At 70.7% G+C, this 18,796-nt stretch carries 18 protein-coding genes; 3 read left to right on the plus strand and 15 right to left on the minus strand.

The genetic code is table 11. The features are described 5' to 3' along the window. Positions 1 to 4: 4 nt before the first annotated feature. The 4 genes from HMPREF3165_RS12195 to HMPREF3165_RS12210 form a co-directional block, all read right to left on the minus strand. Positions 5 to 997 (minus strand): LacI family DNA-binding transcriptional regulator, encoded by a 993-nt coding sequence (locus HMPREF3165_RS12195; RefSeq protein WP_070513904.1) that lies wholly within the window; start codon positions 995 to 997, stop codon positions 5 to 7. Positions 998 to 1,048: 51 nt separating this feature from the next. Then, entirely contained in the window at positions 1,049 to 2,500 is a 1,452-nt protein-coding gene (locus tag HMPREF3165_RS12200; protein WP_070513906.1) for a uridine transporter UriT, read from the minus strand. Continuing rightward, positions 2,497 to 3,447, minus strand: coding sequence for a uridine-preferring nucleoside hydrolase UriH (locus HMPREF3165_RS12205; protein ID WP_070513999.1), 951 nt, complete (start codon positions 3,445 to 3,447; stop codon positions 2,497 to 2,499). Before HMPREF3165_RS12205 ends, HMPREF3165_RS12200 begins: the two co-directional genes overlap by 4 nt. 114 nt (positions 3,448 to 3,561) lie before the next feature. Beyond that, on the minus strand, positions 3,562 to 4,473 hold the full coding sequence (locus HMPREF3165_RS12210; protein WP_070513908.1) for a LysR family transcriptional regulator: 912 nt from the start codon (positions 4,471 to 4,473) through the stop codon (positions 3,562 to 3,564). 82 nt (positions 4,474 to 4,555) lie between these two features. Here HMPREF3165_RS12210 and HMPREF3165_RS12215 point away from each other — a divergent pair, with 82 nt between their 5' ends. Together HMPREF3165_RS12215 and HMPREF3165_RS12220 are read left to right on the plus strand one after the other, a co-directional pair. Continuing rightward, positions 4,556 to 5,581 carry a threonine ammonia-lyase gene (locus HMPREF3165_RS12215; protein WP_070513910.1) on the plus strand — a complete coding sequence of 342 codons (1,026 nt, stop codon included), beginning with the start codon at positions 4,556 to 4,558 and terminating at the stop codon, positions 5,579 to 5,581. A 426-nt stretch (positions 5,582 to 6,007) separates the two neighbouring features. Then, positions 6,008 to 6,844, plus strand: a complete 837-nt coding sequence (locus HMPREF3165_RS12220) for a DUF559 domain-containing protein (protein ID WP_065361943.1) — start codon at positions 6,008 to 6,010, stop codon at positions 6,842 to 6,844. A 174-nt stretch (positions 6,845 to 7,018) separates the two neighbouring features. Here the strand turns inward: HMPREF3165_RS12220 and HMPREF3165_RS12225 are convergent, their stop codons facing one another. The 6 genes from HMPREF3165_RS12225 to HMPREF3165_RS12250 form a co-directional block, all read right to left on the minus strand. Continuing rightward, the gene (locus HMPREF3165_RS12225) at positions 7,019 to 7,525 is read right to left on the minus strand and encodes a DUF3995 domain-containing protein (protein ID WP_070513912.1); all 507 of its coding nucleotides are present in this window, start codon (positions 7,523 to 7,525) and stop codon (positions 7,019 to 7,021) included. Positions 7,526 to 7,564: 39 nt separating this feature from the next. After that, positions 7,565 to 7,993: a D-aminoacyl-tRNA deacylase gene (gene dtd / locus HMPREF3165_RS12230; protein WP_009747827.1), complete on the minus strand. Its 429-nt coding sequence runs from the start codon at positions 7,991 to 7,993 to the stop codon at positions 7,565 to 7,567. Then, entirely contained in the window at positions 7,993 to 8,382 is a 390-nt protein-coding gene (locus HMPREF3165_RS12235; RefSeq protein WP_060957317.1) for a DUF2516 family protein, read from the minus strand. Before HMPREF3165_RS12235 ends, dtd begins: the two co-directional genes overlap by 1 nt. Before the next feature lie 227 nt (positions 8,383 to 8,609). Next, positions 8,610 to 9,839, minus strand: a complete 1,230-nt coding sequence (locus HMPREF3165_RS12240; RefSeq protein WP_070513914.1) for a CAF17-like 4Fe-4S cluster assembly/insertion protein YgfZ — start codon at positions 9,837 to 9,839, stop codon at positions 8,610 to 8,612. Further along, the gene (locus HMPREF3165_RS12245) at positions 9,839 to 10,588 is read right to left on the minus strand and encodes a heme-binding beta-barrel domain-containing protein (protein WP_070513915.1); all 750 of its coding nucleotides are present in this window, start codon (positions 10,586 to 10,588) and stop codon (positions 9,839 to 9,841) included. The genes HMPREF3165_RS12240 and HMPREF3165_RS12245 overlap by 1 nt, the downstream gene beginning before the upstream one ends. Positions 10,589 to 10,890: 302 nt before the next feature. After that, complete coding sequence (locus HMPREF3165_RS12250) at positions 10,891 to 12,027, minus strand: hypothetical protein (RefSeq protein ID WP_070513917.1); 1,137 nt, start codon at positions 12,025 to 12,027, stop codon at positions 10,891 to 10,893. Between the two features lie 207 nt (positions 12,028 to 12,234). Between HMPREF3165_RS12250 and HMPREF3165_RS12255 the strand changes: the two genes are divergently transcribed. Next, the gene (locus HMPREF3165_RS12255) at positions 12,235 to 12,906 is read left to right on the plus strand and encodes a winged helix-turn-helix domain-containing protein (protein ID WP_065361824.1); all 672 of its coding nucleotides are present in this window, start codon (positions 12,235 to 12,237) and stop codon (positions 12,904 to 12,906) included. Between the two features lie 443 nt (positions 12,907 to 13,349). Here the strand turns inward: HMPREF3165_RS12255 and pstB are convergent, their stop codons facing one another. The 5 genes from pstB to HMPREF3165_RS12280 all read right to left on the minus strand — a co-directional run bounded on the left by pstB (position 13,350) and on the right by HMPREF3165_RS12280 (position 18,790). Continuing rightward, complete coding sequence (gene pstB / locus HMPREF3165_RS12260) at positions 13,350 to 14,129, minus strand: phosphate ABC transporter ATP-binding protein PstB (RefSeq protein WP_003781705.1); 780 nt, start codon at positions 14,127 to 14,129, stop codon at positions 13,350 to 13,352. An 89-nt stretch (positions 14,130 to 14,218) separates the two neighbouring features. Beyond that, complete coding sequence (pstA, locus tag HMPREF3165_RS12265) at positions 14,219 to 15,400, minus strand: phosphate ABC transporter permease PstA (RefSeq protein ID WP_176747061.1); 1,182 nt, start codon at positions 15,398 to 15,400, stop codon at positions 14,219 to 14,221. A gap of 1 nt (position 15,401) precedes the next feature. Beyond that, positions 15,402 to 16,418 (minus strand): phosphate ABC transporter permease subunit PstC, encoded by a 1,017-nt coding sequence (gene pstC / locus HMPREF3165_RS12270; protein WP_070513918.1) that lies wholly within the window; start codon positions 16,416 to 16,418, stop codon positions 15,402 to 15,404. Between the two features lie 91 nt (positions 16,419 to 16,509). Next, on the minus strand, positions 16,510 to 17,583 hold the full coding sequence (gene pstS, locus HMPREF3165_RS12275) for a phosphate ABC transporter substrate-binding protein PstS (RefSeq protein WP_070513920.1): 1,074 nt from the start codon (positions 17,581 to 17,583) through the stop codon (positions 16,510 to 16,512). A gap of 178 nt (positions 17,584 to 17,761) precedes the next feature. After that, complete coding sequence (locus tag HMPREF3165_RS12280) at positions 17,762 to 18,790, minus strand: NUDIX hydrolase (protein ID WP_070513921.1); 1,029 nt, start codon at positions 18,788 to 18,790, stop codon at positions 17,762 to 17,764. Positions 18,791 to 18,796 lie beyond the last annotated feature (6 nt).

Here is an 18,796-nt window from a genome sequence, read left to right on the forward strand (position 1 = left end):
CGATTCACGGACGGGGACCGCGGGTGGACTCACGCAGGCTGAGCGAGGCCTCGTGAATCACCTGCTGGACAGCCCCATCGGGGTTCTCGATCCGCTGCAGCAGTAGCCGAACCGTCTCGGCCGCCATGCGTGGAATGTCGTTCGATATGGACGTCAGTGCCGGACTCATCAGATCAAACCACGGAAGATCATCGAATGTGGCCACTCCGACGTCGGCACCGACTCCGACCCCCAGCCGCTTCATCGCGCGCAGCGCACCGAGCGTGATGACGTTGCCTCCGCAGATGAGGACATCCGGCCGGCAGTCGGCGAAGAGGCGCTCCGCACGCTCCTGAGCCTGCGAGGCGTCATGTGCGGACGACAGTACCGGGAAGCCTGACCATCCGGCAGCCTCCAGCTCCTCGGAGACCACCCGAGCGCGTCCGGCGCCCGTACTGGTGGCGTCCGGCCCTGAGATCACGGCCGGACGCTGGTAGCCCGCGTCGCGCAGGTGCCCGGCCAGCTCGCGTACTGCCCCTCGGGGATCCACCAAGACCGAGTCGATGCCCGCCCCGGGCAGGAGCCGGTCCACGGCGACAGTCGGGGTCTGCGCCACCAGCTCCTGCAACCCGCTCGTGGGAGGCCCCACCGGCACCAGGATCATGCCGTCGACCCGCTGCTCGAGCATCGACAGCGCCACCTGCTCCTGGGCCGCCGGGTCCTCCTGACCATTGGCGATCATCAACAGCAGCCCCAGGCGATTCGCCTGCGTCTCCACGTGGTGGGCCAGCTCAGCGAAGAAGGGATTGTCGATGGCTCCGACGACAAGGCTGATCGTCCCCGAGCGGCCGGTCCGCAGGGAGGCGGCATGCGCATCCCTGCGGTACCCCAGCCGCTCAGCGGCCTGACGGACGCGCTCCTTGGTCGCCTCAGGGATACCGGGCACGTCGCTCAGGGACCTGGAGACGGTCGACACCGCCACTCCCAGCTCGCGAGCAATATCCCTCTGAGTAACCATCGTCTCCCACCTCGTGGCGAGTCCCGGCGCCGACCGCGGCCGGCCGGGCTCTCAGCTCCCCGCGGGCCCGGCCGGTGCCTCGCCGTCGGCCGCCGCCCGGGGGATCAGCAGCGAAGCGAGGAACGCCAGCGCAAGCAGCACCACACCGGCGATGATCGAGGCCACGTAGGCTCCTCGTCCCACGTCTCCCGCAGCGGTCTTCACCGCGTACAGGATCGCGAAGGAGATCCCGGCGCCCAGGTTGAAGGCCCCGGCGTTGAGGCCAGGAAGGTAGCCGGGGTTGTCCTTCGGGGAGAGCTCGATGCCGAGCCCGTTGAGCATGATGTTGCCCATGCCCGCATAGGTGACGCCGACGAGGATCGAGATGACCAGCAGCAGCCACGGCTGCGGACTCGCCACCCCGAGGAGGAGAAGGCCGAGCCCCGCCACCGTGCCGATGAGGCCGATCCGAAGGACCCGGTGGTACCCCATGCGACCGGCGAGGGTGCCCGCAACCGGCCCCATGACCAGTCCCGCCAGGGCGTAGGGCGTCAGCGTCCAGAACGAGACGACGTCGGCCCCCAGTGCGGCACCGAAGTCCGCGTCCTGCCCGAGGGCGGGAACGATGCCGTTCATGATGGCGAAGACCCCGGTCATCGTCAGCATGGTGGTGAGCAGAAGCGCCCAGGTGGAGCGCGACCTCAGGTAGGTGGTGGTCACCAGGGGGTGGCGGCTCGCCGACTCCTGGCGCCAGAAGGCGACGAAAGCCACGCCGGCAACCACCAGGAGAACCAGGACGAGCACCCAGTTGGCCTGGGCGAGCTTGCCGGCCTGGTCGATCGCGATGAGGGCCGAGCCGACCGCCACCACCAGGAGGCTGGTCCCCAGCCAGTCCATCGGCGTCGGGTTGTCGATCCGGGACTCGTCGGTGAGCAGGGCAACGGCGAGGGCCGCGGCGACGGCGGCCGCCGTCATCACCCAGAACACCGAGGCGAAGCCGTACCGACCGGCGAGGAACCCGCCGGCCAGGGCATCGATCCCGGCGATACCGCCGTTGACGGCCGTGACGACCCCCAGCAGCGTCCCGTACCGCTTCGGATCCGGCACGGCCTGCTTGAGAATGATGAGGCACAGCGGCACCGTCGGCCCTACCACGCCCTGGACGATGCGGCCGGCGAAGAGCAGCGCGACCGAGCCAAGCACTCCCGACAGCGCCGAGATCACGCAGCCCACGGCGGTCAGGACCATCATCCAGGTCAGCAGCCTGCGCCGACCGATCATGTCCCCCAGGCGGGGAAGGAAGAGCGCGAAGAGCGCCGCCGCCGTGAAGAAGGCCGTCTGCGACGTCGCGATGACAGTCCCGGTGGTCCTGAGCTCCTTCTCCATGGTCACCAGCGCCGGGCTCAGCATGGAGGCGTTGAGCTGGAAGGCGAAGCAGGCGACCAGGAGGGCCGTCATGACGGCGCCGACGGACTTCTTCGCCGCCGCCCCGGAGGCTCTCACCTCTGCCGTTGCCGGGCTCATGCGTCGACCACCTTCTGGATCCGGTCGATCGCGTCAACCACGAGGCCCCAGAATCGTGGGGCGTCCAGGCGCGTGGCAACCTTGGTGTGGCAGTCCCCGGGAGCCGGCGCCCGGAAGTCCGCGACCGTCATGCCGGTCGTCAGCGAGCCGTTGAGCTCGACGTCGAGAGGAACCTTGACGGTCTCGACGATCGTGGGGTCGATGAGGTAGGCGAGCGTGCACGGGTCGTGAACCGGTGGGAACTCGAAGCCCTGAGCGTCCTGGTAGGCCTTGCGGAAGAAGGTGAACAGGCCGAGCGTGAACTGCGAGACGCTGCCGGGGACGGCCGCGATGCGCTCGGCCACCTCGTCTGTCGCCAGGGCCTGGTGGGTCAGGTCGAGCCCCACCATGACGATCGGCCACTTCTCGTTGAAGACGATGTGGGCCGCCTCGGGGTCGACCTTGATGTTGAACTCGGCCACCGGCGACCAGTTCCCCACGTGGTAGCCCCCACCCATGAGGACAACCTCCTGGGCGCGCTCGACGATACGGGGCTCCTTGCGGGCAGCCATGGCGATATTCGTCAGCGGGCCGGTCGGGACGAGAGTCACCGTGCCCGGCTCGTTGCTCATGATCGTCTCAATGATGAGATCCACTCCGTGGCGCGGATCGAGCTCCACGGCAGGCTCCGGCAGCTCGACGCCGTCCAGGCCGCTGTCGCCGTGCACGTCCGGGGCGATCTCGACGGGGCGGACCAGGGGGAGCCGGCAGCCGGCGGCGATGGGGACGTCGTGCATGCCCACGACCGTGGCCACGCTGAGCGCGTTGCGAGTCACCTTGTCCAGGGTCTGGTTCCCACCCACGGTGGTGACACCGAGCAGCTCGATCGAGGGATTGCCCCAGGCGAGCATCATGGCGACCGCATCATCGTGCCCCGGGTCGCAGTCGAGCAGAATCTTTCGTTGCATCATTGCCTTCCTTCACCGCTGAGCGCCTCGCTGCGCAAACGATTGCGTGACTCGACTTTAACACTGTGACCCACGTCAATCAATGCTTGGCACCGTCATGCTCAGGAGGGCGAGTCAGGGTGCCACTGCCGCAGCCTTGACCACGGGGCGGCGCAGGCTCGTGCGGCGAGCCGCTGTCCGGCAGGCCTCCACCAGGACGTCGATGGCCAGCGGGCGGGGCTGCTCGGCGCGGGTGACCACCTCGACGCGCCGCTGCTCGCGGGCCAGGGGCCGCACCTGAACCCCCTCGTGCCGGTAGGCGCTCAGCGCCATCCCGGGCAGCAGGGCCGCCCCCACTCCGGCGGCGACGAGCGCCTGCACGGCCACGTAGTCGTCGGAGGCGTAGGCGGTCTCGGGCGTGAAGCCGTTGGCCCGCCCCACGGCGAGGAGCTCCTCACGGCAGCGAGCGCAGCCGGTCACCCACCGGCACTGGGCGCCGTCGGCGATGCGCGTGATGCCGCCGGGGTGGGTGACGAGATAGAGGACGTCGTGGAGAAGGTGCTCGGCCTGAAGGCCCTCGCCGGCGTCGTCGTCGACGTAGGAGAAGGACAGGGCCGCGTCCACCCGCCCGCGCCGCAGCGCGTCGAGGGCCTCGGGCGGCTCGGCGTCGACGAGCTCGACCTCCAGGCCCGGGTACTGCCGGCCGACGACGTCGAGCACCTCCGGCACCAGGGAGGCCACCGCGGAGGGGAAGGCGGCCAGGCGCACGCGCCCCGCCTCCGCGCAGGCCATGGCGACGACCTCGCGCTCGGTGCGATCCAGCAGGTCGAGGACCTCCTGACCCCGCACCGCCAGCGCCCGGCCCTCCTCGGTGAGCCGCACGCCGCGCCCGGCCCGCGTCAGCAGGACCGCGCCGGTCGCGCGCGACAGGGCGGCGAGCTGGTGGGAGACGGTGGACTGGCTGAAGCCCAGGGACTCGGCGGCGGCCGAGACGGTGCCGAGGCGGGAGAGCTCCACGAGGGCCCGCAGCTGCTGCACATCGATCACGCCACCAAGTATGTTCCATATCGATGGGTATTCGTCAAAAGATTCATTGGACCGATACTCCGGCCACCCGCATCATGAAGCCATGACCGTCACCGACACCCTGCCCCAGGCTCCCGCCGCCACCCAGTCCTGCCTCGACTTCGACGCCGTCCTGCGCACCTACGAGGCCGTCTCGCGCGTCCTGCCCGAGACTCCCGCCTGGTCCTACCCGCTGCTCAACGCCGAGGCCGGGGTGGAGGTCACGGTCAAGCACGAGAACGTCCAGCCCACCGGCGCCTTCAAGGTCCGCGGCGGGGTGGCGCTCATTGCGGCGCTCAGCCCCGAGGAGCGGCGCCGCGGCGTCGTGACCGCCTCCACCGGCAACCACGCCCAGTCCCTGGCCTGGGCCGGCGCCCGCAGCGAGGTCCCCGTGACCGTCGTCGTCCCGGTGGGCGCGCCGGCCCGCAAGGTGGCCGCGGTGCGCGCGCTGGGGGCTCGGGTCGTCGTCGAGGGGGAGACGATGTGCGAGTCGCTGGCCCACGCCGAGGCCCTCGCCCTGCGTGAGGGGATGCGCATGGTTTCCCCCGGGGACGAGCCGGCCATCGTGCTCGGGCACGCCACCGTCTACCTCGAGCTGTTCCGTCGCCACCCGGGCCTGGAGTCGGTCTACGCGCCGGTCGGCTCGGGCTCCGGGGCGGCCGGCGCCTGCCTCGTGCGCGACGCCCTGGCCCCCGGGTGCCGGATCATCGGCGTCCAGTCCAGCGCCGCGCCGGCCGCGCACCGCGCCTGGACCTCCGGGGAGCCGGCCGCCGTCCACAGCCGCACGCGCGTGGCGGGGCTGGCGGTTGGGGCGAGCTTCGCCCTCACCCAGTCGGTGCTGGGGCGCAGCCTCAACGACTTCATCCTGGTCGACGACGACGCGATCCAGGGCGCCGTCGGCCTCATGGCCACTCACGCCCACACCCTGGCCGAGGGCGCCGGGGCCGCAAGCCTGGCCGGGCTCATGGCCGATCCCACCCGCCAGGGACCCTGCGCGATCGTCTGCACCGGCGGCAACGCCGACGACCACGAGCTCGCCAGCATCTCCACCGGTTCCGTCGTCGGCACCGACGCGACCCTCAACTGCTGAACCGGGCCGCTACCCATCGGAAGGTTTGGGGAACACTCCCCGTTGAGCCGAGGCGGCCGCCCGGGTGACACTCAAGTGAGGGCCGGGAAGCGCAGTCGGGGGCGCATACCCGGCCCTCTCCTCTGCCCCGGCGGCGCCGACCGCCCGACCGGGGGCGCGCCGCCACAAGCGCTCTTGCGTCACCCCACCACGGCCCCTCCCGCGGCCACGAGTGTCCACAGAAATGACATTAGCCCGCACAAGCCACCCGCCCACCACCTAGAACCGCGGAATCACGCGGTTTTCAAGCCAGCACCAACCTTGTCGGGCATCCAATGTCATTTCTGTGGACGTCAAGCAGGAGACGCGGCTCGTCCACGCCGGAAGTTATCCACAGGGACCAGCCACTTCCTAGCGCCTCAGCTCCGGCAGTCCAAGAATTGTCTCATGGACGACAATGTGCTGACCCGCATCGGCGACGCGCTTGGCGCCGTTGCACAGGCTGATCTACATCTGAACCGTACCGGGCGCCGCCGCCTCCAGGCCCTGGTAGACGCGGGCGAGCTCAAACGGTACCCGCACGGAATCGTAGCGCTGCCCGGCACCGACCGACGCATCCTCATCGCCCGCCTCCACCGAGGTCTTATCACCTGCGAGCATGCAGCCGCCTACTACGGCCTTCCGCTCCCTTCTCCACCGCGCAGTGTCCATGTTCTGACTCCGCAAGGACGTCGATTACCTCCGTTATGGGGTGAGCACAGACACGAGACTCGTGGGCGTTCCGTCCTTCGGCTGGAAGACTTCCCGGTTGTCTCCCTCGCCCGCTGCATCGCCGATCTCCTGTGCTGCGCAGAAGAGTGGACGGCTCTGGTCGCCGCCGACGCAGCCCTGCATCGGGGCAGAACGACTCGCCAGCAGGTATCCGCATATCTGCGCGGTCCTCGCCGTGTTCTTGGCCGGAATCGCCTGAAGCGCACCAGCGATCGCGCTCGCAGCCCACTGGAGACCCTGGCCAGAGTTCAGCTGCAGGACGCTGGAATAGATGTTTCCGACGGCATGGTCATCTCAGACGTTGGAGAAGTGGATCTGGTGGTGGCCGGGTGGCTTGTCATCGAGCTGGACGGCTACGATTTCCATTCCGACCGTTGGTCCTTCCACCACGACCGGGAACGCGATCGCGAACTGGTCCGGCAGGGTTATACACCCATCCGCTTTACGTCCAACAATGTGCGTTCAGGGAGGATCGTCACCGATGTCCAACGGATTCTCTCCACCCACCCATAGGCGATGCATGGAATCGACCTACCTCGCCCGGCCACGCCCGATGTCCACAGAAATGACATTGGATGCCCGACAAGGTTGGTGCTGGCTTGAAAACCGCGTGATTCCGCGGTTCTAGGTGGTGGGCGGGTGGCTTGTGCGGGCTAGTGTCATTTCTGTGGACACCCGCCGCGATTGTCAGCGCCCATTTGGGCCCGCGTGCACGGCGGGCTCGATCGCCACGGGCCGGCTCCAGCGCAGGTAGGCGACCGTCGCGGCCAGCACCAGGATCCCGCCCACCCAGAAGTGAGGCATCCACAGAACCAGGCGCCACCAGCCATAGCGGGAGAGCGGCTCCCCCGACAAGATCGTCGGGATCGCCGGCACCGAGCCGGCAATCCCGTAGGCGATGAGCATGGCTCCCGAGACCCAGCCGAAGGCCAGGCGCATCCAGCGCGGCACCCTGATGACGTCCGGGCGCAGGAGGGAGAAGCCGAAGACGACGAACCCCAGCTTCACCAGCCCGGAGACGAGGACGACCACGACGAACCAGGTGGGTCGCTCATGGGCAAGCCGCAGCCCCTCACCCTGAAGGACCGTGTCGACCAGCCACGGGGAGCCCAGCGCCCAGGACACGCTGATACAGCCGAAGACAGCCCACCACAGCATCATGGCGACCACCACCGCCCGCGAGCGCCCCGTCATCTCAGCGTCTCCTTCTGCGGCGTCCTCGGCTTACTCGGCCTACTCAGCCTCGATGAGGATCGTCACCGGGCCGTCGGCCTCCATGTCGATCTTCATGTCGGCGCCGAAGCGGCCGGTGGCCACCTCCAGGCCGCGCCCGCGCAGGTCCTCCGCCACGGCCTCCACCAGGGGCTCGGCCACCTCGCCGGGGGCCGCCTTGTTCCAGGTGGGGCGCCGGCCCTTGCGGGTGTCGGCGTACAGGGTGAACTGGGAGACGACGAGCACCGGCGCTCCGGCGTCGGTCACCGAAAGCTCACCCTCCAGGAGCCGCAGGTCCGCGATCTTGCGGGCCACCGTGGCCACCTGCGCGGGGCCGTCGTCGTGCGTGGCGCCCACGAGGACCATGAGGCCGGGGCGGGTGATCTCGCCGACCACCTCGCCGTCGACCCGGACCGCCGCGCGGTTGACTCGCTGGATGACGGCGCGCATCAGCGACCAGCGCTCCTGCCGCGCCCATCGCGCCCCGGCCGGCGCTGGGAGGCCCGCCCCGGGATGCGGATCGAGGAGCGCACCCGCACCGGTGCCAGCGCCTGCAGGGCGGGGCGAACATCCACCAGGTAGACGGCACTGGCCACGACGCCCAGCAGGCCGAACATCGAGGCAGCCCCGAGCAGGCCGACCACCACCGTGCCCACCGCGTTGACCAGGTTCCAGAATCGCTTGGTGTTCTTACCGGCCGCCGCGTAGTGCTCCGCGGGCCGCATCAGGGAGTCGATCAGCGCCCAGACCCCCATAACGAGGGAGATGAACTGGGCGGCCAACCAGCTCCACCTGACCGCCTCGGAGAGAAAGAATGACACAGCATAAAGGACGCTCACGCGCCCCAGGCTACCGGTCGCCGGTCAACGATCCCAGAGAGGCGGCCACGCCCAGCGAGAAAAGTGGTGGCCTCACGTGGCGGCCGACAGTCGTTCCATCAGCCACGGGCCGTCAGAGACTGGCCTCATCGGGTGACAGCACCCCGGACCGTCACCGAGTAGACGTCGGGCTCGGGCCCCAGAGCAGCCAGGCTCGGGGCATCAGGAACCAGTCGGGCGCAGACGGCTCAGAGTCGCAGGCCCTTGCGCAGCTCCGCACCGGGACGCTCGGCCGGACTGGCCTGAGCGCGCCCCTCGGGGGAGACCAGCACCTCCTGGGCGGCGTCGACCCTCCCGACCGGGATGGTCTCGCCGGTGGCCTCATCGACCTCGGTGATCTCCACGGTCAGCTGCTCGCCCGCGGGCACGGCGCGGCGCAGCAGGGCCAGGGCGATGGGGCCGAGCTCGTGGTGGCGTGCCACGGAGGTCACGGCGCCCACGGCCCGCTCCCCCATGCGCACGCTCGCCCCCGGCTGGGGCAGATCGCCGACGAGTCCGTCGAGCTGCAGCACGGTGAGGCGGCGCGGAGGCCGGCCCAGGTTGAGGGTGCGCGCGATCGTCTCCTGGCCCGGGTAGCAGCCCTTCGTCAGGTGCACGGCCGTGCGCAGCCAGTCCAGCTCATGGGGGATCGCGCGGGCGTCGGCCTCGCGGGCCCAGCGGGGGCGGCCGGCCTCAATGCGCAGCGCCTCCCAGGCCAGGGCGCCGGCCAGGCGCCGCCCCTCCCCGGCGGCGAGGAAGGTGCTCACCACAGCATTCACGCTCTGTGCGGGCACGAGGACAAAACCGCCCCGGTAGGTCTCGCCGGGATGGGGCCGGTCCGCTCCGACGTCGTAGCTCGTGCCGCCTTCGACGACGCCCGGCCACGGGTCGCGGCACAGGCCGATGAGTGAGCCCTGAGGCTCGGCATCACCGGCCTCGGCCGGTGAATCGGAGGCGTCCGGCGCGGTGTCGCGCGCCGCCTGGACCAGGGCCTCGAGGCCCTCCCCCAGGGCGCCCAGCGCCATAACGTCGGGGCGCTCAGTCACCTCGACGCGCAGCATGAAGCGCATGGAGTCCAGGAAGGTCGCCAGCGCCTCGCCGCGGCCGGCCTCCGTGACGAGCCAGAGCGTGCGGCCGTCGTCGAGGGCCGCGAGCGCGTGGGTGATGTGGCCCTGGGCGTCGAGGAGCAGCGTCTCCGCGCCGCCGTCACCGGGCTTCAGGCCGGTGAGCACCTGGCTGGACAGCGTGGTCAGCCAGCTCAGGCGGTCCGGCCCGGCGACGGTGACGACATCGCGCGCCAGGGCACAGACCGCGCGCCCCTCGGCCAGGGCGGCCTGCTCGCGGCCGGGGTCGCCGAGGTGGGCGGGAACAGCGCCGTCGGGGTCCTCCGGGGCGGAGGCGACGGCGCCGGGGCGGTTCAGCAGCGGGGAGGTGCGCATCAGACGGTCGGCTCGGCGTCGTCGGAGGTGGGAGAGGAGGAGGTGGAGGACTCGCCCTCCGGCTCAGCCGGGTCGAGGGCGGAGCCGGGCTGGGCGGCGGGGTCATCTAAGTCGTCGACGCGGCCGAGGCGGCCGGAGGCGTAAGTAGTCACCTCGCTCTGGCCGAAGGCGGCCATGTCCTGGGTCCACATGAGGTCGCCGCCCACGAGCCCGAACATGCGGGTCATCTCCTCCACGGGGACAGCGGTGCGGGCCCGGCCCACGGCCTGGGTACCGACCTGGGCGCGCGGCCCCTGGATCCAGCCCTCCCAGACGGCGACGTGGCCGGCGGGGTCGGCCGAGACGAGCTCGAGCTGGGTGACGGGGACGAGCGGACCGCCGGAGCCCTTGGTGTCGGCGTCGTCCTCGGCGGGCTCAGTGGTCTCGGCGCCATCGGGTTGCTCCTGGCCGACGGGCCGCCAGTAGGTGGTCTCGGTGGACCAGATCTGGGCGGGGGCCAGGAGGGAGGCGCCCTGGAGGCCGGGCATCTCGAAGTCGAGGTTCTTGGAGCGGGTGGCGTCCACCGTCCAGATGGTGGTGGTCTGGCGCAGGTAAGGGCCGCCGTCGTGGTCGAAGGTCATCTCCTGGTAGACGGCCTGCTCAGGCACGGTCTCGCCATAGGTGAGGATGCCGTAGCCGCGCCAGGTGCCGGCCAGCCAGGCCAGCGGGTAGAGCTCGGGAGCCAGGTCGTCAGGAAGCGTGAATGCCATGCCCGCAGCCTACGACGTCCCCCGGGCCGCATCACGCGCGCCGGTCCGTCCCGACCGCGCGGATCCGCCGGGCCCTGAGCCTCCGGCGCGATCTGGAGCCGCAGATCCGGGCAGGATCGGCACTGTCGTGTCCAAATCGGACACAAAGGCGGTGAGGAGCACTGAGTGCGCCAGATGAAACCGCATGATTCTAGGGTTCCTTCGCGTGACCGCTGGGCCTCGGAGTCTCTTTGTATCCGATTTGGACATCCGGCCGCCGTGACGTGGCGTTCTCAGGACCTCGCGGGCCCGGTCGGCCGCCCTCAGCCGGCGATGAAGCCGCCCAGAAGGCGGGCGATGGCGTAGACCGGCACGCCGACCGACAGGATCGGCACGAGCGCGGAGGCCACTGCCGCCCGCCCGCCGGGCACCCACCGGTGGGTCCACAGGACACGGTTGCCCGAGGCCATGAGGACCCCCGCCACGAAGCCGACGGCCACGCAGGCCACGGCGCTCTGCAGGGCCGCGGTCGCACTGATGTGGGACAGGCCGAAGAAGCCGGCCGAGGCCAGCACGTAGCCGGCGCAGCCGGCGAACAGGGCCGGCACCGTGACGGTGAGGGCCTCCAACATCCGGGCGCGCACGTTGAGGACGGTCAGGACGGCGCCGACGAACAGCGCCAGGCAGGTGGGCACGACAATGGCCGGGTCGGCCAGTCCCGGTTCCAGGGCGCACCAGGCCGAGCCAGAGACCGCCACGAGGCAGCCAGCCACCGTTGAGGACAGGTCCTCGACCAGGTTGTGCCGGCCGTCGCGGCGCAGCATCTGGCCGACGAAGGCCAGCAGGATCGAGAAGGCCATGATCAGGCCGGCCACCCCCATGTCGTCGAGGAGGTAGACGCTGACGGCGGCCGACAGTCCGCTGATCGTCATGACGATCGTGCCGCCCAGGTCGTGCCGGGCGCGCACGAGCGCGGGCCAGCCCTGCGCGGCGGCCGGCACCAGGACGGCCACAAGGGCCAGCCTCACCCAGCCGGGCAGCACTGAGCCGACCGCCAGCAGCAGCGGCACCACGCCCGCGAAGGCGAGCCGGGTCCAGGCCGGGTCCACCAGGCCCGGCTCCTTGGGGCGGTTGGAGGCGCGACGGGTGGCGTATCCCAGGTCCTCGGCGAGGTCGGCAGTGTCACCTGAGTCCGCTGAGCGGGCCGCCTCTGGAACGTCGGAGGAGGCGGCCGTCTCGCCGGAGGCACCCGAGCCGGCCAGGGCCGCGGCTGCCTCCGACCCGGTGGGCCCGGCCGAGGCGTGGGAGTCGCCCGCGCCGATGACGCTGGCCCAGTCCGACGCGCCACCGGCGGCCGTCGGAACGGCTGCGGCATGGGAGTCATGGCGCGAGCCGCGGGAGGCTCTGCGGGTGCGCGCGGCCGGTTGGGCTCGTCGGTGGTGGGTAGTCACAGCACGCATCGTCCCACACCCGGGCGGCCGCAGGGCCCACTGCGACCTCACTGCGGCCCCGCCCCGCACTCCTCGCGGACGGTCACTATCCGGACAGTCGTTGCCCCAGGAGATTCCGCCTGCGACCAGGTGTGGTTGACTTGTCCCAACAGTATCGCCGCTGCTCAGTTCGACTGCGCCGGCGGTTCCTGGTCGCGAGCCACGGAAGGAGCAGCCATGCGGATCATCATGTTCACTCGTGAGAGTGACGCCACTGATGTCCTGCCGGCGACTGCCTTCCTCGACTCCCCGGTGGAGTGTCTCCCCCCGATGCCCTCCTCCTACGCGGAGGTGGACAGCGCTGACGTCGTCATGATCGACGCCCGCGGGGACCTGACCCGCGCTCGCGCCCTGTGCCAGCTCTTCACCGGTCCCATGGACTGCCCGCCCATCATCCTCATCGTGGAGGAGGGCGGCGCCGCCGCGGTGCAGATCGACTGGGGCGCCGCCGACTTCGTCATGGCAGGCGCCAAGCCCGCCGAGCTGTCGGCCCGGCTGCGGCTGCTGCGCGCCCACGTCCCGGTCGTGGACGAGACCGACGACGACCGCATCGACGTGGGTGACCTCGTCATTGACGTCACCGCCTACACGGCCCGACTGCGCGGCACGATCCTGGACCTGACCTACAAGGAGTTCGAGCTGCTGAAGTTCCTGGCCGCCAACCGGGGGCGGGTCCTGACCCGAGACGCGCTCCTGCACGAGGTGTGGGGCGAGGACTACATCGGCGGCTCGCGCACGGTGGACGTGCACATCCGTCGCCTGCGCGCCAAGCTGGGCACCGAGCACGACAACCTCATCGGCACGGTGCGCAACGTCGGCTACCGCCTGGACGCCCCCGAGGACACCTGAGCTCGCCGGCCCCGGGGAGCCTGAGAAGCCCCGGGCCGGCCCACCCAAGGGGCAAACGCCTGCCCGACCGCCGGGTGGATTCACTGGGTGGACACCGCCGCGGCCCGGAGCCCGGGCCTGTAGACTCGTGGACGGCGTCGGGCCGTGACGGGCCCCGGGCTCCAACTCAAGCCGCCGCGAGCGGCATTCGCGCCGACTGGCGCTCTCCGGCCCGACGTCCTTCCTCTCTCCCCAGCGGCCTGTCGCCCGCTTCCCCCTGTGTCGCACCGCCGTGTCACGCACGGCGCCCAGAAGTGTCACTCCGGGCGACTTTTACCTGCGCAGCACCAGTTCCCGGATCAACGTGTCACGCGCTGACCTGCGGGGACGTGAATCAGGGGACGCTCGGACCGGCCTCAGGCGGCCTGAAAAGTCGCCATTCGTGACACCTGGCCCCTCGATCCTCAGCCGAAGCGGCCGGAGATGTAGTCCTCGGTGGCTTGCTGACTGGGGGCGGAGAAGATCTTGTCCGTGGAGTCGTACTCGACGAGGTGGCCCGGCTTACCGGTGGCCTCCAGGTTGAAGAAGCCGGTCATGTCGCTCACGCGCGAGGCCTGCTGCATGTTGTGGGTGACGATGACGATCGTGTAGTCCGTCTTGAGCTCGGAGATGAGGTCCTCGATGGCGAGCGTGGAGATGGGGTCCAGGGCGGAGCAGGGCTCGTCCATGAGCAGGACGGCGGGCTTGACCGCGATGGCGCGGGCGATGCACAGGCGCTGCTGCTGGCCGCCGGACAGTCCCAGGCCCGGCCGGTCCAGACGATCCTTGACCTCGTCCCACAGGTTGGCCCCGCGCAGGGAGGCCTCCACCAGGTCGTCCGCGTCGGACTTCTTGATGCGCCGGTTGTTGAGGCGCACGCCGGCCAGGACGTTCTCGGCGATGGACATGGTGGGGAAGGGGTTGGGCCGCTGGAAGACCATGCCGATGGCGCGGCGCACCTGGACGGCATCGACGCCGGGACCGTAGAGGTTGACGCCATCGACGATGACCTGGCCCTCGACGCGGGCGCCGGGGATGGTCTCGTGCATGCGGTTGAGGGTGCGCAGGAAGGTGGACTTCCCGCAGCCGGAGGGGCCGATGAGGGCGGTGACGGACTTGGGCTCGATGACGACGTTGACGTCCTTCACGGCCAGGAAGTCGCCGTAGTAGATGTTCTCGCCGATGACGTCGATGCGCTTGGACACGTCGGTTCCTTTACCTGAGGTGGACTGCTGAGGGCTCTGGGGTCGCTGGGGTCGATGCGGGCACAGTGGTCCCGGCGGCTCCGGCCGGGCTAGCGCCGGCCGCCCTTGGGGCTGAAGTACTTAGAGATGAGGCGGGCCGCGAGGTTGAGCAGCATGACCAGGATGATGAGGGTCAGCGCCCCGGCCCAGGCCCGCTCCATGGCGGCGGCCTCCCCGCGGGAGTACTGGTCGTAGACGAGCACCGGCAGGGTGGACATGGAGCCGTCCAGCGGGTTGGTGTTGGTGCGGATCGTCAGACCCACGGTGATGAGCAGCGGGGCGGTCTCGCCAATGACGCGGGCGATGGCGATCATGACGGAGGTGGTGATGCCGGCCACCGCGGTGCGCAGCACGACCTTGACGATGGTGAGCCACTTGGGCACGCCCAGCGCGTAGGAGGCCTCGCGCAGGTGGGAGGGGACGAGCTTGAGCATCTCCTCCACACCTCGGATGACCACCGGCGTCATGAGGACGCTTAAGGCCACGGCCCCGATGATGCCGGCCTGGTAGCGGGGACCGGCCGCGATGAGGAAGATCGAGTAGGCGAACAGCCCGGCCACGATCGAGGGGATGCCGGTCATGACGTCGACGAGGAAGGTGATGACCCGGGCGATCCAGCCGCCGTTGTACTCCACGAGGAAGACGGCGGTGAACAGCCCCAGGGGCACCGAGATGAGGGTAGCGATCCCGGTGATCTGGAGGGTGCCGACGATGCCGTGGTAGAAGCCGCCGTTGGAGGCGTTGGCGCCGCGCATGTTGGTGGTCAGGAAGTCGTAGCCAAAGCGGGCCGAGCCGCCCGACAGGACCATCCACACCAGGGAGACCAGCGGCACCATGACGACGGCGAAGGACAGGTAGATGAGGAGGGTCACCAAGGTGTTGCGGCCCCAGCGCTCGCCCTCGCGCACCCAGGAGACAGCGGTGGCGCCCACCACCCACACCAGGGCGGTCAGGGCGACGACGGCGGCGATGCTCCATCCGGCCAGCAGGCCGATCCCGCCGACGACGACGAAGGCGGCTCCCAGCGCCGCCCAGATGAACCAGTCGGGCAGGCGATAGGAGGTCAGGGGCACGCCCTCGATGGTGGGCGGGTCGGCCAGGGGGTCGACGGGGGCGGCCGGGGCCTCGGCGGCCGCGAGCGCGGCCTTGAGGGACTTGGGCGCGGGGGCGCCCTCGGTGGCCGAGTCGGACCTGCGGCCGGACGGGGGCTCGGGGGTGTTCGTGGGCGTCATGTCAGCTGGCTCCTGAGAACTCGGAGCGGCGCGCGATGATCCACCGCGCCAGGGAGTTGACCGCGAAGGTGATGATGAACAGGACCAGGCCGGTGGCGATGAGCACGTTGACGCTCAATCCGTAGGCCTCGCGGAACTGCGAGGCGATGTTGGCGGCGATGGTCTGGTGCTGGCCGGCCTGGAGGATACGCAGGTTCAGCCCCATGCCGGGCGAGAGGATCATGAGGACGGCCATGGTCTCCCCCAGGGCGCGCCCGAGCCCCAGCATGGAGGCGGAGATGATGCCGGAGCGGCCGAAGGGCAGGACGGCCTGGCGGATCATCTCGTAGCGGGTGGCGCCCAGGGCCAGGGAGGCCTCCTCCTGGAGGGTGGGCGTCTGGAGGAAGATCTCGCGGATGGTGGCGGTGATGATCGGCAGGATCATGACGGCCAGGACCAGGGAGGCGGTGGTGATGTTCTTGGCCGGGGCCGTGTAGTCGGCGAACAGCGGGATGAAGCCGAGGTGCTCGCTCAGCCAGGTGTTGATGGGGTCGAGCAGCGGCATCAGCCACAGGAAGCCCCACAGGCCGAAGACCACGGAGGGGATCGCGGCCAGCAGGTCCACCATGTAGCCCAGAGCCTGGGCCAGGCGGCGCGGGGCGAAGTGGGAGATGAACAGGGCCACCCCGATGCTCAGCGGCACCGCGACGCCCAGGGCGATGGTCGAGGACAGCAGCGTGCCGAAGACGAGCGGGGCCACGTAGCCCCACAGGCTGCGGTCGCGCATGAAGGAGACCGACTCCAGGGTCTCGCGCGAGGCCGTCAGGGCCGGCAGCGCCTCCCGGATGAGGAAGGCGGCCACGAGGGCGAGGACCACCATGATGAAGGTGCCGGCGCCGAAGGACAGGCCGGTGAAGATGCGGTTGCCGGCCTGCCCGGGGGCCTTGCCGGGCTGGATGATGGCGTCGTCGGCACTGCTGGAGGCGGTCGCGGCTCCCGCTGGGGGCGGCGACGACGGCGGTGCGGTGGTGCTGGCCACGGCTGACCCTCCTCGGGGTGTCTGGGGCGGCGGCTGGGCGGGTGGGTGCTGGCTGGTCATGTGGTTGCGTGCGGCGTCGGGCCTGGCGGCCTCAGGCGGCGATCTTGTCGATGGCGGCGTTGATCTTCTCGCGCATCTGGCGGGTGATGGGGGCGCAGCCGGTGGCCTTGGTGGAGGCGTCCTGCCCCCGGGTGGAGGCGGCGAAGCGCAGGTAGGCCTTGACGACGGCGGCGATCCGGGCGTCGTCGTAGCGCAGGCGGGCGGCGAGGTAGGAGACCAGGACGATGGGGTAGGCACCCTCGGCGTCGTGGCTGGGCTGGTAGAGCAGGCGGGTCTCGTCGGCCTCGGAGCCCAGGGTGGCGGCATCGAGGGCGGCGGCCGCGGCCTTGGCGGAGACGGGCACGTAGGCCCCGTTGGAGCCGACGGCGACGGTGCCCAGGGTGGCGGGGACCTTGGAGGCGTCGGCGTAGCCGATGGTGCCGGTGGCCGCGGAGACGGTCTGGATCATGCCGGCGGTGCCATCGCCGGACTGGCCGCCGCGCAGCGGCCAGGTCTCCTCGGGCTCGTGGGGCCAGGCCTTGGGGGCGACGGTGGCCAGGTAGGTGGTCAGGGCCTTGGTGGTGCCGGAGTCGTCGGAGCGGCCCACGACGATGATTCGCAGGTCGGGCAGGGCGGCGCCTGGGTTGAGGGCGGCCAGGGCCGGGTCGTTCCAGCGGGTGATGGCCCCGGAGAGGACCTTGGCGAGGACCTCGCCGGTCATGTTGACGTGGGACTCGCCGGTGAAGCCGGGCAGGTTGTAGGCCACGGCGATGGGCGAGATGTAGAGGGGCAGCTCGACGGCGCCGCCGATCCGGCCGATCTCGTCGGCGGTCATGGGGGTGTCGGTGCCGGCGAAGTCGACGGCGCCTTCGACGAGCTTGGTGCGCCCGGCCCCGGAGCCACCGCCGGCGTAGTCGACGGTGGCGCGCAGGTTGGCGCCCATGAAGGTGTTCATCCAGGCGTCCTGCGCGTCGGACTGGGAGGTGGCGCCCGCGCCGCGGATTTCCCCCACCAGGTCGCTGGAGGCGTTGGGGTCGGCGGCGCCGGCGTCGCGCCCGCAGGCGGTCAGCGCAGTCAGGGTGGCCACGCTCAGGGCGCCCAGGGCGCCGCGACGGGTCAGGAGCACGGGCTCTCCTCGCTCAGTCAGAGGGGGTCGGGGGTCCAGTCGGATACCGGGTGATTGTCAGGCAGCGGTCACGATAGGCGCCCCGGATGAAGGTTCCGGGTGACCGGGGTAAACGGTTGGTAAACACTCCCTATGAGGACCGTCACTGTGAGGCCCCGTGCGCAGGGCAGTGGTCCGGTCAGCGGCCCTCGGACAGGACGGGGCGCTGCTTCTCGATGGCGACGGCGCGGATCTTGCCGCGGGGGCGGCGGGCCATGTGGACCACGAGGATCTCGCCGGTCTTGAGCCAGGGGTCCCGGTCGGGCACGGAGCGCAGGAGCTTTCCGGGGGCGTACTGGGAGACGACCTCCATGATGGTGGGCAGGACGGGCCGATGGGTGCACAGCGCCGTCGGCTCCTCGCGCACGCGCAGGACCTTCTTGACCACGGAGCGCACGCCCTTGGGGCTCTCGGCGTGGGCCATCTCGGTCAGCGCCCCGGCCGTCTCCAGGTCCAGGCCCGCAGCCGCGGCGTAGGGGGCGACCGTGTCCACGCAGCGCTTCCAGGGGCTGGTGAGGACGCGCCCCACCCCGTAGGCGGCCAGGATCGGGACGAGGGCGCGGGCCCGGGTCTCGCCCTGGTCGTGGGTCAGGGGGCGGGTGGCCTCGTCGGTCTCCTTGTCCCGTTCCTTGGGGCGGTTCCACACGGAGCGCTTGACGGCGCGGCCGTGGCGCACGAGGACCAGGGTCCAGGTGTCGAGCTTGCCGTCCTCCCACAGGTCGACGAGCTCGCCGAGCAGGTCCCGATCGTAGGAGTAGGTCAGGCGCTTGCGGGCCTGCCCCACGCGCAGCCACTCGACGGCGTCGATCTCCTTGGCCGAGGCGGGCTTGACGGTGCAGCGGGCGGCGACGGCGGCCGAGGCCTCGGGGGCGACGCGGGCGGCCCAGTAGTGGACCTCCTTGCGCGAGCCGTCGGCGATCTTGTAGTGCACGCGGCTGAGGGGCTGGCCCAGGACGACCTGGACGCCGGTCTCCTCAGCGACCTCGCGCACGGCGCAGGTGCGCACCGACTCGCAGGGCTCGACCTTGCCCTTGGGGATGGACCAGTCGTCGTAGCGGGGGCGGTGGACCAGGAGCACCTCGAGGTGCTTGCCGTTCTCACGCCACACGAGGGCACCGGCGGCCTTCACGGTCTCGCGCGACCGGTTCTTCTTGCTGGACGGGCTCATGGCACG

This window comes from Actinomyces sp. HMSC08A09 (assembly GCF_001807465.1).
GTDB lineage: Bacteria > Actinomycetota > Actinomycetes > Actinomycetales > Actinomycetaceae > Actinomyces > Actinomyces oris.

Coding starts and splice junctions, on each gene's coding strand:
- HMPREF3165_RS12280 (WP_070513921.1), bottom strand. CDS start 18,790: ATGAGCCCGTCCAGCAAGAAGAACCGGTCGCGCGAGACCGTGAAGGCC.
- HMPREF3165_RS12220 (WP_065361943.1), top strand. CDS start 6,008: ATGGACGACAATGTGCTGACCCGCATCGGCGACGCGCTTGGCGCCGTT.
- HMPREF3165_RS12195 (WP_070513904.1), bottom strand. CDS start 997: ATGGTTACTCAGAGGGATATTGCTCGCGAGCTGGGAGTGGCGGTGTCG.
- dtd (WP_009747827.1), bottom strand. CDS start 7,993: ATGCGCGCCGTCATCCAGCGAGTCAACCGCGCGGCGGTCCGGGTCGAC.
- pstA (WP_176747061.1), bottom strand. CDS start 15,400: ATGACGCCCACGAACACCCCCGAGCCCCCGTCCGGCCGCAGGTCCGAC.
- HMPREF3165_RS12240 (WP_070513914.1), bottom strand. CDS start 9,839: ATGCGCACCTCCCCGCTGCTGAACCGCCCCGGCGCCGTCGCCTCCGCC.
- HMPREF3165_RS12250 (WP_070513917.1), bottom strand. CDS start 12,027: ATGCGTGCTGTGACTACCCACCACCGACGAGCCCAACCGGCCGCGCGC.
- HMPREF3165_RS12255 (WP_065361824.1), top strand. CDS start 12,235: ATGCGGATCATCATGTTCACTCGTGAGAGTGACGCCACTGATGTCCTG.
- HMPREF3165_RS12215 (WP_070513910.1), top strand. CDS start 4,556: ATGACCGTCACCGACACCCTGCCCCAGGCTCCCGCCGCCACCCAGTCC.
- HMPREF3165_RS12245 (WP_070513915.1), bottom strand. CDS start 10,588: ATGGCATTCACGCTTCCTGACGACCTGGCTCCCGAGCTCTACCCGCTG.
- HMPREF3165_RS12200 (WP_070513906.1), bottom strand. CDS start 2,500: ATGAGCCCGGCAACGGCAGAGGTGAGAGCCTCCGGGGCGGCGGCGAAG.
- HMPREF3165_RS12205 (WP_070513999.1), bottom strand. CDS start 3,447: ATGCAACGAAAGATTCTGCTCGACTGCGACCCGGGGCACGATGATGCG.
- HMPREF3165_RS12225 (WP_070513912.1), bottom strand. CDS start 7,525: ATGACGGGGCGCTCGCGGGCGGTGGTGGTCGCCATGATGCTGTGGTGG.